Origin of the sequence: Bacillus cereus group sp. RP43 (assembly GCF_040459645.1) — a bacterium.
GTDB lineage: Bacteria > Bacillota > Bacilli > Bacillales > Bacillaceae_G > Bacillus_A > Bacillus_A mycoides_C.
Genome location: NZ_JARVHQ010000001.1, coordinates 735,143 through 748,834, shown reverse-complemented (window position 1 = coordinate 748,834; position 13,692 = coordinate 735,143). Strand labels below are relative to the sequence as shown.

The following is a 13,692-nucleotide window of genomic DNA, read 5'->3' as shown; positions in this document are numbered from 1 at the left end:
TCTTAGTATACAGCAAAACCGTTTCCTATACATTTGTTTCCTGCATAGCGGCGAATTCATCCTCAGAAATAAGGACATCTCTCGGTTTCGTTCCTCTTCCTTCAGAAATAATCCCTTGCGATTCCATCTCTTCAATTAGACGTGCCGCGCGATTATAACCAATGCGGAATTTTCTCTGTACAGAAGATGTGGACGCTCCCCCTTGCTCTACAACAAATTGACATGCATCAAAAAATAGTTCATCTTCAGACTCACTCTGCTCTGATTTTGCTAATAAATCCTCTTGCTTAAATAAGTAATTTGGCTTCATTTGCTTTTTCACATGATCAACTGTTCTTTCAATCTCATCATCTGATACGTATACACCTTGTACACGAACTGGTTTAGACGTGCCGTTTCCTAAAAATAGCATATCACCACGGCCAAGTAATTTCTCCGCGCCCCCAATATCGATAATCGTACGCGAATCCACTTGAGATGATACCGTAAACGCAATACGCGTTGGAATGTTTGATTTAATTAAACCTGTAATAACGTCGACAGATGGACGCTGCGTCGCAACTAATAAGTGAATACCACAAGCACGAGCTTTTTGTGCAATACGACAAATCGCTTCCTCAACATCACCAGGAGCAACCATCATTAAGTCCGCTAACTCGTCAATGACAATTACAATATAAGGTAATGTCTCACCTGGGATTTCTCTCCCACTTACAATCGTATTGTAACGAGTTAAATCACGAGCACCAGCATGAGCAAACAATTCATAACGACGTTCCATCTCTTCAACCGCCCACTTTAACGCAGCTGTAGCTGCTTTTACGTCAGTAATAACAGGTGCTACAAGATGCGGAACAGCATTGTATGGTGCAAGCTCAACCATCTTCGGATCAATTAGTATCAACTTCACTTCATGCGGCTTCGCTTTATATAAAATGCTCGTTAAAATCGCGTTAATGCACACACTTTTCCCTGAACCAGTTGCACCCGCAATAAGTCCATGTGGCATTTTTCGAATATCCGTTACAATTGGATCACCTGAAATATCAAGCCCCAGCGCAACTGTAAGCGGTGATTCACTCTTTGTAAATACAGGACTTCTTAAAATTTCACGAAGGAATACTGGCTTACTTTCCTTGTTTGGAACTTCAATTCCAATTGCACTCTTCCCTGGAATTGGTGCTTCAATTCGAATATCTTTCGCAGCTAAACTTAACTTAATATCATCACTTAAATTTGTAATTTTATTTACTTTCACACCTGGGTCTGGTTGTACCTCAAAACGAGTTACCGCCGGCCCTTGTGACACATTAATAACATGTGCTCCAACATGGAAATTATTAAATGTCGTATTTAATAATTCTTCCTGTTCTTCTAGCCACTCCGTATTATCTAATGCTGCCTGCTGCGGAATTGACAACAACGTTAATGACGGAAGTTCATACTTCGGTGGCGTTTGTAGTACGTTGCGCATATCGTTCTCTTTTTGATTTACAACATATGCTTTCTCTTGTACTTGTTCAGCCACCACTACTTGCTGCATTGGTTTTTCTTCCGCTTGGGCTTCTACTACCACTTGCTGCATTGGTTTTTCTTCCGCTTGGGCTTCTACTACCACTTGCTGCATCGGTCTTTCTTCCATTTGGGCTTCCACTACCACTTGCTGCATCGGTTTTTCTTCCACTTGGGCTTCCACTACCACTTGCTGCATCGGTTTTTCTTCCACTTGGGCTTCCACTACCACTTGCTGCATCGGTTTTTCTTCCATTTGGGCTTCCACTACCACTTGCTGCATTGGCTTTTCTTCCATTTGGGCTTCTACTACCACTTGCTGCATTGGTTTTTCTTCCACTTGGGCTTCTACTACCACTTGCTGCATTGGTTTTTCTTCCACTTGGGCTTCTACTACCACTTGCTGCATCGGTTTTTCTTCCACTCGGGCTTCCACTACCACTTGCTGCATTGGTTTTTCCGTTACTCGTTCACCGACAGTAGATTGCGTTACGTTCGTTCTTACCGCATGTCTTTCCATTAACTTCTTTCTGTCTTGTTTTAACATGACAACGTTAAATGGAACATGACGCTTTTTCTCACGTTTCGGCTCTTCTTTTTGTACAGCAGGCTGTTCCTCAACAACTTGTTTCTTTTCTTCAGTTTCTTCAATTAAAACATTCGCAAAGCTTTGAACATCTTTCTTCACTTGCTCATCTGCTTCTGAAACTTGTACGAATACTTCACTTTCTTCCATGAACTCAATTGTTTCTTGCTGAGAAATCACTGGTTGCTCTGCATCTGCTATATTTTCTAACGACTCTGTATTCATCGTTTCTTCAATTAATTCTTCTTGCGGTGTTTCCTCTAATGCGAATTCCGTAACTGATTCTATTCCCTTAGATTCCTCTAACTCCACAACCTCTGCTACTTCCTCAGATTCTTCTATCTCCGCAACTTCTTCTACTTCCTCAGATTCTTCTAATTCCACAACTTCTGCTTCCTTAACTTCTTCTAATTCCACAACTTCTGCTTCCTCAGCTTCTTCTAACTCCGCAACTTCTTCTGCTTCCTCAAATTCTTCTAACTCCGCAACTTCTTCTGCTTCCTTAGCTTCTTCTAACTCCGCAACTTCTTCTGCTTCCTCAAATTCTTCTAACTCCGCAACTTCTTCTGCTTCCTTAGCTTCTTCTAATTCCACAACTTCTGCTTCCTCAAATTCTTCTAACTCCGCAACTTCTTCTGCTTCCTTAGCTTCTTCTAATTCCACAACTTCTGCTTCCTCAGCTTCTTCTAGCTCCGCAACTTCTTCTGCTTCCTCAGATTCTTCTAGCTCCGCAACTTCTTCTGCTTCCTCAGATTCTTCTAGCTCCGCAACTTCTTCTGCTTCCTCAGATTCTTCTAGCTCCGCAACTTCTTCTGCTTCCTCAGATTCTTCTAATTCCACAGCTCCAGCTTCCTTAGCTTCTTCTAGCTCCGCAACTTCTTCTGCTTCCTCAGATTCTTCTAACTCCGCAACTTCTTCTGCTTCCTCAGATTCTTCTAATTCCACAGCTCCAGCTTCCTTAGCTTCTTCTAGCTCCGCAACTTCTTCTGCTTCCTCAGATTCTTCTAACTCCGCAACTTCTTCTGCTTCCTCAGATTCTTCTAATTCCACAGCTCCTGCTTCTTCCTTAGATTCTTCTTCAAAAGCATCTGGTATTTCTATAGCAATTGTTTCCTCAAGCTTTTCATCTGCTTTTACAATCACTACATCTTCTAAGGATTCTTCTTCGACTTGATTTGCTGCAACTTCAGCAACAGTTTCTTCTATTTCTGTATTACATTCATTTTCTTCTGTTAGTATCGAATACACATGCTCTACTTTAGAATCTATTGACTCTTCTTGTAAAGTTTCTTCATTATCTTCTGTAGATGATAACTTCACTACATCTTGCTCCTGCTTCAAGGCTTGTACAATTGTAGCCTCTTCTTCCACATGCTGTCCTACTGTTTTATGAAGCAAATCATCACTTAGGCTTTCTTCTAATGAAGGGGCTTGACGTTCAACTTCGTAACCGTTTTTCTCTAACCATGTATCCACAACCGATTTTTCTTCTACTTTATTACTTCGTTCGTTCACTCCGTTCTTAACAGATGAGCTTCCTTGTAGAACTCCCGAAAAGTCAGATAATGTATATCCCTTTTTCTCTAACCATGCGTCAACAACAGCTTTTCCTTCAACAGATATTTCAAGATCTTCTCTTTCCTTTTCTTCCTCCTGCACAACCTTCGTTTCTACTGAAGGACGGTTATATCCATAAATCGGAGAAATCATTTCTGTTGGACGAAATGGTCTACGGTTATTTTCTTGCGACGGTACGAATGCTTTTTTTACGACAGGCTCTGGTTCCAGTTCATATTGCAATTCTGGTTCCTCATATGTAGGTGCTTCTGTTTCCACATACGGTCGTCTGCCTCTTTCCACTTTTATTCCTCTTTGAGTAGGCTGTTCTTCATATGCTCCTCTTTGAATAGGTTGTTCTTCAAAGTTAGGCAGTTCTCTTACATCCTCTTCATCGAAGCCATTATCTGGTATTAATGGAAAACGACATTTCCCTGCATTCCGACTTGCCATTTGTGCTTCTCTTGCTTCAGTGTAGTGGTTTACACGAGGAATTTTCGGCTGACTTGCAATTTGTTCCGATACTTCTTTATTCATCGCTGTTTTTTCTTCCTCTTTGTTAAACAGCTTTTTCATCCAATCTAACATGCTTACCACTCTTTCTACTAAATAGTAACAACCTTTATTGTATCAGCATTCGGCAAAAAGTGCAGGTAAAATTAAGCATATTAACTTTATCCATAATATTCTAATTTACGAGTGTTTTGTATATAGAAAAAAGCAGCCTTCCATATAAGACTGCAGTTTAAGCTTTATTTTTCCGATATTCATCTACACTATCCGTCACGCTTTGTAACAAAGAATTTACATACTGTGGGTCAGATAATTTTTTGTCTTCTTCTGGGTTTGACATAAATCCGAGTTCTAATAGTACTCCGGGTACTTTCGACCAATTAAATCCAGAAAGGTCATCTCGAAATTTAATTCCATTTACTTTCACCTGATGATTTTCCCTCATTTTGTTTACAATTGTTTGAGAGACTTGAAAACTTTCAGCATAGATTTCTTTCGTATATTGATTTCCTTCCGCTGGCGTCAATACAGCGAACCCACTTTGGTTTGGATTTTCGGAACCGTCCGCGTGAAGACGTAAAAATAAATTCGCCTTATGATTATTCGCGAATGTCGCTCGTTCCTTATTACTTATATCAACCTCATGTGACGTTCTCGTCATCAATACTTGTATACCTTTTGCTTCCAGTTTTTCTTTCAATATAAAAGCCATCTCTAATACAAGAACTGATTCCCTCTTTTTCGTTACAACTCCCGCTGTTCCGTCTGTTACTTTATATTTTTGCGTAGTTGCCCCTGGACCAATTGGCTCTAGATTTAAATTGGCTTTTTGTTGATGCCCAGGATCAATAACGACGAGAAACTTCTCTTTTTTCTCATTACTCTCTATTTTTTGTTCATTATTTTGCGCTGGATGCTCCGTTTGCTGCGCAGGTAGGACTGCTTCTTTCTTTTCTGTGGTCGGCACTTCCTCCTGCTTAGTCTCTGCTTGCTCACTCGTTTGAATAGCTTGCGGCTCTTCTTTCTTTTCTTGCTCTTCCTGCTGCTTTTCTACCGGTGCGTCTTCTTTTTTATCGTTGTTTTTTTCTTGTACAGAAGATGTTGTTTCTTTTTTCAGTTTTTCTTGTGAACAACCTCCCATATATATTCCAATGACTGCAATAGCGCTCATTATTTTTATATACTTCATTTTTCTCTCCTATCACTTTGCACCGGACTCAAAGCACTTTCTTATAGTATTTTTATAATATCATCCATATTCCCGATATAAATCGGTTGCCACGTTTCCGTACCGCGCTCAGCTGTATAAACAGGGCAAGTACCTTCATCTACATTAACGAAAACAGGATCTCCCATATCCGTTTCATATCCGATAACAATCCATCCTTCTTGCCATCTTCCGCTTTCATTGCTTATTAATGAATTTTTATGTTTATCATATCGGTAACCGATTTGCCCTTTTTCTAATTCACTTTCACTAAACACATATATTTCATAGGAACCTAACTCGATATCTTGCTGTTTTGAAGTTTCAATTCGTTTCAGAAGTTCTGCGATTTTTGGTTGTTGTTTCATACGTCTATCCCCTTCTTTTTTCTAAATTTTACCTAATCCATTTTTAAAATACAATATAGATTTTAAGAGGAAACGTTACAATGCTAGGAATTTCGCATAAAAAAATAGCCTCACGTATGCGAGGCTACTTTTCTAATATCAATTAAAATTTAAATTCTTGTCCAACTTCAAAGCTATCTTCTAATACAAGAATACCTTTTTCTTGTGGAGCATCTGGAAGCTCTAACTCACGTGCAGAGCAAATCATTCCAGAAGAAGGAACACCGCGAAGTTCAGCTGGTTTAATTAACATACCACTTGGCATTACAGCACCGATTTTTGCAACAACAACTTTTTGTCCTGCATCAACGTTCGGTGCACCACATACGATTTGTAATGTTTCTGTACCGATTTCTACTGTACAAATGTTTAATTTATCAGCATTTGGATGCTTCTCTTTTTCAGCTACATAGCCTACAACAAATTTCGGCGTGAAATCAGCTTCTACTTTTTCTTCAAAGCCGTTCTTCGCTAAAATATCGTTAATTTTTTCAACAAACTCTTTCGTTAATGTAACGTTTCCGTTGTCTGTTACTTCTACATAAGAAGACGCATTAAAGATGTTGAATCCTCCTGTTACGTTGCTTTCACGATCATAAACGCGAGCAACATCTCCTTTGCGGTCAAATGTACGGGTTTCTAAAGTAATATCTTGTAAGGTAACAATTAAAGTGTCACCAATTCCTTCAAGGTTGTAAAAAACGTTCACTTCGTTCATCCTTTCTCTTTTCCATCTGTCTTCTTCCGATTCTTCGCTAAAATAAAGATTGGTTCGAAGTCCCCGTCTTCATATACGAATGAAAGTGATGTAATCGGAACATGCCCTTCGGCAAAAAATTTCATTGTCATTTGTGCAATAATATCATAACCGATTTCGTTGACGATATCAGCAATAATTAATACATCTTGGTGAGGAACTGCAACAACCATATCACCAGAGATCTTTTCACGCATCGAGTGTAGTAACGATTCGTTTAAAATACGACTCGCATCGTATCCATCATTTGTGTTTAAAAAGTAGAATGTATTACCTGCTACTGTGTCCTGCTTAAATTCATAACCTAATGAGCGAGCATTAAATAATGCCATTTCACGTACTTGTTGCTCTGTAAGTTCTAATTTTTGCAATAAGTACTCATCAATTAATCGATACGTTTTATTAGAATCTAGTGCATAGTAAATACGTGTTTCCGCCGTATGATCCGTCATAAGAAACGGATTTCCTTCTTCTGATTGTTTCGGGAAAGAAGTAGAGCGAATAACGGGTAAAATTTTCGCCGTGCTATTTTCTTCTTTATGCATTGCAATTAGCGCTTCTTGTACGTAATAAGCGACCTCTTCAATCGCTTTTTCTTTGTTCACTTCCCATTTTGCCACTACTCCTGGAAGTGATACGTTAATACCTTTTTTCGAGTCTGTTTGTTCAATACGAAGAACTTCTTTCTCGCTATCATAATGAAAGCCCCATTCTGGTCGAGATAATTTCTTCATTAACTCGTCTTTCATCTTTTTACTTGTCATTTTCATCTCTTTTTCCTCCCTTCCAAAAAAATAACCTCCCCCGCGAAGGTAGAGGTTGTTTTTACAATTCAATTGGCTAATTGTCTTATTTTAAACCTTCAATAAACTCTTCGATTTGCTCTTGTGTTTTACGATCTTTATTTACATAGCGTCCAGTTTCTTCACCTTTATTGTACGCTACAAAGCTTGGAATGCCAAATACATCTATTTTCACGCATAGATCAATAAACTCATCACGATCTACATAGTAAAATGAGAAATCACTATACTTCTCTTCTACTTCTGGCATAAATGGATCAACGAAACGGCAATCTGGGCACCATTCTGCTGAGAACATGAAGACTACATTCTCTTCATTTTTTAATTCTTGGAATTGTTCCATGCTTTCTAATGATTTCATCTATATTTCCTCCTCTAACGAGTGCACTTTTTCACACTATAATCTTTTCTTTATACTACCATACATCGCGCGTGGTGCAAGGTTTATGCTTGCTTTTCATCATACTTATATTGCCCAACAAGTAACTTAACCACGTGTACAAATAATTCCGTTCGGTCGACATAATCATCTGTAAAAATACCGATAGCACCTTCGTGACTACGAATATCTTTTCGCTCTACAAACTCTTCCATCACTTCACTTAGCTCTTTTCCTTCTTCAAGAGGTGCTAAAAAATCGTCTGGTAACTTAATACGTGCCCCGCCTGCAACAAATGTTTTACCTTCAATTGTCGCTAAAGCACCCCAGTTACACATAAATAACCCATGCTCCGTTTTCATAACGCCGCCTTCTAGCCCAATGCCGATATGAGCTTCACCTTCCTGCACCGCTCTCTTCGCTCTATTTACTGCTCCTTGCATCGTCTCTTCATCTGAGAAAGGCTGGTTTGCTACTCCTGACGGAACAGAAAGAGATATAATTTCAGCATCTTCCCAAACCTTCTCTACAGCCCCAACCTTCGTCTTATTCTTCGATCCAACTACTACCTTCATTTCTTTCACCTCTATAAAATTCATCTTTTCGTCTTAATAAAACCACTCTTTATACGTGGTACGAGCATCTATTAAAAACTGACCGCTACCACTCATCACTGGGTCATCTATTCAACCTAAAAAAGAAGGTGGCTTCCCTCAACATTACCGTCCTCGAACTCAAAACCAGCCTTCCTCTCTCTTCCTACCCGCGGTCTTAATACATCGCTCGAGCACCAACTAGGCACTGACCGCTACCATTCATCGCTGGGTCATCTATTCAACCTAAAAAAAGAAGGGTTTTTCACCCTTCCTCTTTACGCGTTATTCTTAATCGTCTCTAACGTCGTTTTGTCCGTCGCTCTCACAAGCTTCGTAATTAATTCCTTCGCTGCCGCATAATCATCGACATGTAAAATAGAAGCATGTGTATGAATGTAACGTGCACAAACACCAATTACTGCTGATGGGATACCAGAGTTACTTGTATGTACACGGCCCGCATCTGTACCACCTTGTGAAATAAAGTATTGGTATGGAATGTTATGTGTTTCAGCTGTATCTAAAATGAATTCGCGCATTCCTCTATGAGTTACCATTGTGCGGTCATAAATACGAAGAAGAGCACCTTTTCCTAATTGACCGAACTGCGTTTTATCACCAGACGCATCGTTTGCTGGACTTGCATCAAGCGCATAAAAAATGTCTGGCTGAATCATATTTGCAGCAGTTTGGGCTCCGCGAAGACCTACTTCTTCTTGTACAGTAGCACCAGAGTATAATGTGTTTGGTAATGTTTCATCTTTTAATTCTTTTAATAACTCGATTGCAAGGCCACATCCATAGCGGTTGTCCCAAGCTTTCGCCATAATTTTCTTTTCATTTGCCATCGGCGTGAATGGGCAGATTGGCACGATTTGTTGTCCAGGCTTTACACCAATCTCAATCGCATCTTCATAACTATCTGCACCTATATCAATTAACATATTTTTTATATCCATCGGTTTTGCACGTTGCGCATCACTTAATAAATGAGGAGGAATAGAACCAACAACCCCAATAACAGGACCATTCTTCGTCATAACTTGTACACGCTGAGCTAATAGTACTTGGCTCCACCAGCCACCTAACGTTTGAAAACGAAGCATCCCATTTTTCGTAATTTGCGTAACCATGAAACCTACTTCATCCATATGACCTGCTACAAGAACACGTGGGCCAGTTTCGTCCCCTTTTTTCAGACCAAATACGCTACCTAAACCGTCTTGTACAATTTCATCCGCATATTTGCTTAATTCTTGCTTCATAAAACGGCGTACATCATGTTCGAAACCTGATGCACCTTGTAATTCTGTTAACGTACGAAATAATTGTAATGTCTCTTTATTCACGAAGTCCCCTTCTTTCAAACCTTAGTAGAATACCTCTTTTATTGTAACGAAATTTTCGAAATGTTTCTAGTTTCTTCTTTTTTAGCTGTATTTGCTTTATAATTATTATTGGTACACTATTTTTATTTTACAGAATTGAGGTGAATATATGAGCTGGAAAGGTTTAGTAGCAGGTCTTGGTGTTGGGTTCGCAGCTGGTTATCTTGTTGCAAACAAAGTACAAGAACAATCCCATATTTCTTCAGAAAAAGCATTAAAAATGGTGAAACAAGCATTAAGTCATAAAGGTGAAATTACTGGCTCTTGGGTACATATGGTTCCAGAGACATTTGAAAAATATGATGTCGCATACGAAGTTTATCGCGGCGGTCTTACAACGATGTTAGATGATATACAAGAACGATTTGAATTTTTAGTTGATGCTAAAACAGGTACTGTTTTAGAGGTTATAGCAGCATAAAAAGGAGGGTTCCCATTAGGTGAACCTCTTATTTTTTAATTGCGAAAGAAATAAAAGGAGTATAGATGATATTAGAAACCGAATACTTATACCTAAAGGAAATGCGACAAGATGATTTTGATGATTTAAAAATGATGTTGCAAGATCCAGATGTAATGTATGCTTATGAACACAATTTTTCTGATGCTGATGTTCAATCCTGGTTAGATAGAAATATAAAACGATATAAGGATTTTGGATTTGGCTTATGGGGGATATATCTAAAAGAAACTGATGGGTTTATAGGGAATGCCGGTTTAAGTATGCAGGATGCCGATGTTGAACAGGTCATAGAAATTGGATATTTGCTAAAAAAAGAATTTTGGCATAAAGGTTACGCAAGTGAAATTACTAAAGGCATTAAAGAATATGCTTTTAATGAGTTAGGACTGTCAAAAGTCTATTCAATTATTAAACATGACAATATTGCTTCACAAAAAGTTGCTAAGAAGCTTGGTATGATTAAAGAAAAAGAATTCATGACTAAATATTATAATGGGGATATGCTTCATCATTTATATAGCATATCTAAATAGGAGGCTGCTCCAGCAAATATTCTGGAACACCCTCCTATTTTTATGCTTCTATACTCGTTTTTCTCTCTATCTTTTCTACGATATGCCCTTCCTCATTCCACTTTACTGCACGGTAATACGCGTCATGATAAAATGTAAACCATGCCTCTTTTTCAGCGCCGTACTTCATCCACTTTTGTTTACTTTCAATCGATGTCATCGGATAATCATCGTATGCCATTACCCATAGTACATTTTGATGTGCATGCGTCGGCAAGAGATCTGCTAAATGAAGCATCGTTTCCCCTTGGCTTTCCAAAGCAATAACTGCATGTCCATAACTATGACCGCCTGTATGCGCCATTTTTATTTCATCTGTAATTTCTATTTCTTGCTGAAACGTAACAACTTGATCTACAATCGGCTCCCAATTTTCCTTCCAATATGTATTGCGTGATCTAATATTTGGGTTCCTCATTTCATTCCATTCTGTTTCACTAACATAAACTTTTGCATTCGGAAACGCTGGTACAAGTTGATCACCTTCCCATTTTGTTAAACCAGATGCATGATCAAAATGCAGGTGCGTCATTAAAACATAGTGAATATCTTCAGGCTTTAATCCTAGTTTTTCTAATGATTCATAAACTGATGATTCTTCCGTTACACCTTGATTCCGCTTCATCTTCTCATTCAATTTACCGTTTCCTATTCCGGAATCAATGAGCATATTACCGTCTTTCGTTTGTAAAAGTAACGGATCTGTTCGTAAATAAATATGATTTGTATCATTATGTTTATATTTGCGTGACCAAAGTACTTTTGGCACAACTCCAAACATCGCGCCTCCATCTAAATGTGTATTCCCACCTTTTAGCCACGTCACTTTTATATTTCCAATTTGTAACTGTTCCATATCCCATCCCCCTTTTCTATTTGATTTTAACATAATATTCCGATTATTTTTCATGTAAAAAAACCTACGCATTACTGCATAGGCTCCGTACGATATTTTGCTTCAACTCGATAAATACGATGACCTTTACTAGAGAATTTCTCTTCGTATTCTGTCATAATGTTTCCTTCATAATCACTATTATGAAGATCTAGGCTAAGATACGTTAATAACATACCATACTCAGCCATACTCATAAGAGAATATTCAAATAAGCCTTGGTTATCAGTTTTGAAATGAATTTCTCCGCCATCTACTAACACTTCTTCATAATTGTGTAAAAATGTTTTATACGTTAAACGACGCTTCGTATGACGATTCTTCGGCCACGGATCTGAGAAGTTTAAATAAACGCGATCAATTTCACCTTTCGCAAAGAAAACTGTTAAATCTTCAGCATCTTTATTAATTAACTTTAAGTTCGGTACTTCTTCTTCAATTAATTTATCAAGTGCATCTACAACAACACTTGTAAATTTTTCAATTCCAATATAATTAATATGTGGATTCGCTTTTGCCATATCATACATAAAGCGGCCACGTCCTGTACCTACTTCAATATGAATTGGCTGTTCATTCCCAAATACTTCTTTCCAGTTACCAGCGCGCTCCTCTGGGTTTCCGATTACGATATGTGAATATTCATTAATTCGATCCATTGCATAAGGCTTATGTCTTAAACGCATAGATGTCTCCCTCTCTTTACAAAACTATTTTAAAGGAAAAATTCCTTCTTTCTGTTTTAATCAATCTATCAAACAAAAAACCAAGTACGTACGAGCACTCGGTCCGTTTCTTTCAAGTATAAGATGTACCATTTTGATAAAAACTACATAAAGCACTAAACATTCCATGACGAAACAGCTTTTTCTCTTACATTTCTAGGGAGAGAAAAACACTCGAAAGGATGATCCGTTCATGCCAATTAATCAACAGCATCAATTAGAAGTGTTAAAAGATATTTTAGTCAACCATCAAAGTGATTGCTGCGGAACAGTTTCTGAATGCGAGCAATTAGAGCGCCTCATTCAATCGTTACTCGCAAACGATAGTATAAGTAGTGACGCTAAATCAATGCTAAACGATGTATATTCTTATAGTCAATCGGGTAAATCTTCCTCTAATTTGGACAACCATATTTCCAATAATCAAGAACAGCTTACTCAGTGGATTGCTGGAATGGACAATTTTTCTTAAGTATTATTCTGAAGCAAGTAGTTGCTGTAAATATTGATGCCAATATTTAGCTTCTGCTTGCTGCTTTTTTGTTGTGTGCCATTGAATAGATAAAATCGTTTGTGCTATCACATACCATCTCATACGCCTAAGCAATGATTCATCTAGTTCAACCTCATAATATCCAAGCCACTTACTCCATTCATGGCGCGGAACATACCAATATAATAACATACCAAGATCTAGAGCTGGATCAGCAATAACAGCTCCATCCCAATCAATTAAAAACAATTCATCTTCATCCGACAATATCCAATTGTTATGGTTTACATCACAATGGCATACAACGAATTCATTGTACTCAATATCTTTTAATGACTCAGTTAAATATTGAAGACCTTGCTGAATTGTTTCATCAACTCTTATATCTCCTCTTAAAACGAGCTGTAATTGTTGTAATAACTCTTGCGCATGAAGCGGCTGCTTTCCTAACCTTTGAATCATCTGCACAAGCGCTTTAGAGGAGTGTATTTTCTTCAAAAGTTTCGCAACACGTTCTAGTTTCATATCCTCTGACTCTAACTTCTGTCCCGGAAGCCATTTTTGAGCAGAAATCACATCACCGTTTGTTACCCTTCTTGTCCAAAGTAATTTTGGAACAATTCCTTCTGCTGACAATACCGCTAAAAAGGGCGATGTATTCCGCTTTAAAAATAACTTTTGTTGTCCATTTTGCGCAATATATGCATCGCCCGTTACTCCACCAGCCGGTATAAGACTCCACTCTTTTCCTAATAATTGTTCCAACCATTCCATATTCATTACCCGTTAACAAATCCTTATCTTTTATAGTTATGAAAAGAAAAACCGCAACATTTCTA

General features: G+C 38.2%; 14 protein-coding genes. 3 read left to right on the top strand and 11 right to left on the bottom strand.

Going from position 1 to position 13,692, the window contains the following annotated elements:
• Positions 1 to 25: 25 nt before the first annotated feature.
• The 8 genes from QCI75_RS03855 to QCI75_RS03820 form a co-directional block, all read right to left on the bottom strand.
• On the bottom strand, positions 26 to 4,243 hold the full coding sequence (locus tag QCI75_RS03855) for a DNA translocase FtsK (protein ID WP_353759983.1): 4,218 nt from the start codon (positions 4,241 to 4,243) through the stop codon (positions 26 to 28).
• 157 nt (positions 4,244 to 4,400) lie between these two features.
• Positions 4,401 to 5,357 carry an N-acetylmuramoyl-L-alanine amidase gene (locus QCI75_RS03850; RefSeq protein WP_144504678.1) on the bottom strand — a complete coding sequence of 319 codons (957 nt, stop codon included), beginning with the start codon at positions 5,355 to 5,357 and terminating at the stop codon, positions 4,401 to 4,403.
• A 41-nt stretch (positions 5,358 to 5,398) separates the two neighbouring features.
• Positions 5,399 to 5,743: a thiamine transporter gene (locus QCI75_RS03845; protein ID WP_144504676.1), complete on the bottom strand. Its 345-nt coding sequence runs from the start codon at positions 5,741 to 5,743 to the stop codon at positions 5,399 to 5,401.
• 142 nt (positions 5,744 to 5,885) lie between these two features.
• On the bottom strand, positions 5,886 to 6,500 hold the full coding sequence (ytpR, locus tag QCI75_RS03840) for a YtpR family tRNA-binding protein (RefSeq protein WP_098775617.1): 615 nt from the start codon (positions 6,498 to 6,500) through the stop codon (positions 5,886 to 5,888).
• Positions 6,497 to 7,309, bottom strand: coding sequence for a DUF1444 domain-containing protein (locus tag QCI75_RS03835; RefSeq protein WP_144504674.1), 813 nt, complete (start codon positions 7,307 to 7,309; stop codon positions 6,497 to 6,499). Before QCI75_RS03835 ends, ytpR begins: the two co-directional genes overlap by 4 nt.
• 79 nt (positions 7,310 to 7,388) lie before the next feature.
• On the bottom strand, positions 7,389 to 7,703 hold the full coding sequence (locus QCI75_RS03830; protein ID WP_144504672.1) for a thioredoxin family protein: 315 nt from the start codon (positions 7,701 to 7,703) through the stop codon (positions 7,389 to 7,391).
• A gap of 83 nt (positions 7,704 to 7,786) precedes the next feature.
• Positions 7,787 to 8,296, bottom strand: a complete 510-nt coding sequence (locus QCI75_RS03825) for a DUF84 family protein (protein ID WP_144504670.1) — start codon at positions 8,294 to 8,296, stop codon at positions 7,787 to 7,789.
• A gap of 296 nt (positions 8,297 to 8,592) precedes the next feature.
• Complete coding sequence (locus QCI75_RS03820) at positions 8,593 to 9,666, bottom strand: M42 family metallopeptidase (protein WP_001031515.1); 1,074 nt, start codon at positions 9,664 to 9,666, stop codon at positions 8,593 to 8,595.
• Positions 9,667 to 9,814: 148 nt separating this feature from the next.
• Between QCI75_RS03820 and QCI75_RS03815 the strand changes: the two genes are divergently transcribed.
• Together QCI75_RS03815 and QCI75_RS03810 are read left to right on the top strand one after the other, a co-directional pair.
• Positions 9,815 to 10,126, top strand: a complete 312-nt coding sequence (locus tag QCI75_RS03815) for a PepSY domain-containing protein (protein WP_000118541.1) — start codon at positions 9,815 to 9,817, stop codon at positions 10,124 to 10,126.
• A 65-nt stretch (positions 10,127 to 10,191) separates the two neighbouring features.
• On the top strand, positions 10,192 to 10,701 hold the full coding sequence (locus QCI75_RS03810; RefSeq protein ID WP_144504668.1) for a GNAT family N-acetyltransferase: 510 nt from the start codon (positions 10,192 to 10,194) through the stop codon (positions 10,699 to 10,701).
• A 40-nt stretch (positions 10,702 to 10,741) separates the two neighbouring features.
• Here the strand turns inward: QCI75_RS03810 and QCI75_RS03805 are convergent, their stop codons facing one another.
• Positions 10,742 to 11,596, bottom strand: coding sequence for a YtnP family quorum-quenching lactonase (locus QCI75_RS03805; protein ID WP_144504666.1), 855 nt, complete (start codon positions 11,594 to 11,596; stop codon positions 10,742 to 10,744).
• Between the two features lie 71 nt (positions 11,597 to 11,667).
• The gene (gene trmB / locus QCI75_RS03800; RefSeq protein ID WP_144504664.1) at positions 11,668 to 12,321 is read right to left on the bottom strand and encodes a tRNA (guanosine(46)-N7)-methyltransferase TrmB; all 654 of its coding nucleotides are present in this window, start codon (positions 12,319 to 12,321) and stop codon (positions 11,668 to 11,670) included.
• Between the two features lie 232 nt (positions 12,322 to 12,553).
• Here trmB and QCI75_RS03795 point away from each other — a divergent pair, with 232 nt between their 5' ends.
• Complete coding sequence (locus QCI75_RS03795) at positions 12,554 to 12,832, top strand: YtzH-like family protein (RefSeq protein WP_088098040.1); 279 nt, start codon at positions 12,554 to 12,556, stop codon at positions 12,830 to 12,832.
• Positions 12,833 to 12,835: 3 nt separating this feature from the next.
• Here the strand turns inward: QCI75_RS03795 and QCI75_RS03790 are convergent, their stop codons facing one another.
• Positions 12,836 to 13,633: a phosphotransferase family protein gene (locus QCI75_RS03790; RefSeq protein ID WP_144504662.1), complete on the bottom strand. Its 798-nt coding sequence runs from the start codon at positions 13,631 to 13,633 to the stop codon at positions 12,836 to 12,838.
• Positions 13,634 to 13,692: the final 59 nt, after the last annotated feature.

Bases quoted from the DNA above. Each gene is read 5' to 3' on its own strand.
- QCI75_RS03855 (WP_353759983.1), bottom strand. From the start codon at position 4,243: ATGTTAGATTGGATGAAAAAGCTGTTTAACAAAGAGGAAGAAAAAACA.
- QCI75_RS03815 (WP_000118541.1), top strand. From the start codon at position 9,815: ATGAGCTGGAAAGGTTTAGTAGCAGGTCTTGGTGTTGGGTTCGCAGCT.
- ytpR (WP_098775617.1), bottom strand. From the start codon at position 6,500: ATGAACGAAGTGAACGTTTTTTACAACCTTGAAGGAATTGGTGACACT.
- QCI75_RS03805 (WP_144504666.1), bottom strand. From the start codon at position 11,596: ATGGAACAGTTACAAATTGGAAATATAAAAGTGACGTGGCTAAAAGGT.
- QCI75_RS03850 (WP_144504678.1), bottom strand. From the start codon at position 5,357: ATGAAGTATATAAAAATAATGAGCGCTATTGCAGTCATTGGAATATAT.
- QCI75_RS03795 (WP_088098040.1), top strand. From the start codon at position 12,554: ATGCCAATTAATCAACAGCATCAATTAGAAGTGTTAAAAGATATTTTA.
- QCI75_RS03810 (WP_144504668.1), top strand. From the start codon at position 10,192: ATGATATTAGAAACCGAATACTTATACCTAAAGGAAATGCGACAAGAT.
- QCI75_RS03835 (WP_144504674.1), bottom strand. From the start codon at position 7,309: ATGAAAATGACAAGTAAAAAGATGAAAGACGAGTTAATGAAGAAATTA.
- QCI75_RS03825 (WP_144504670.1), bottom strand. From the start codon at position 8,296: ATGAAGGTAGTAGTTGGATCGAAGAATAAGACGAAGGTTGGGGCTGTA.
- QCI75_RS03790 (WP_144504662.1), bottom strand. From the start codon at position 13,633: ATGAATATGGAATGGTTGGAACAATTATTAGGAAAAGAGTGGAGTCTT.
- trmB (WP_144504664.1), bottom strand. From the start codon at position 12,321: ATGCGTTTAAGACATAAGCCTTATGCAATGGATCGAATTAATGAATAT.
- QCI75_RS03845 (WP_144504676.1), bottom strand. From the start codon at position 5,743: ATGAAACAACAACCAAAAATCGCAGAACTTCTGAAACGAATTGAAACT.
- QCI75_RS03830 (WP_144504672.1), bottom strand. From the start codon at position 7,703: ATGAAATCATTAGAAAGCATGGAACAATTCCAAGAATTAAAAAATGAA.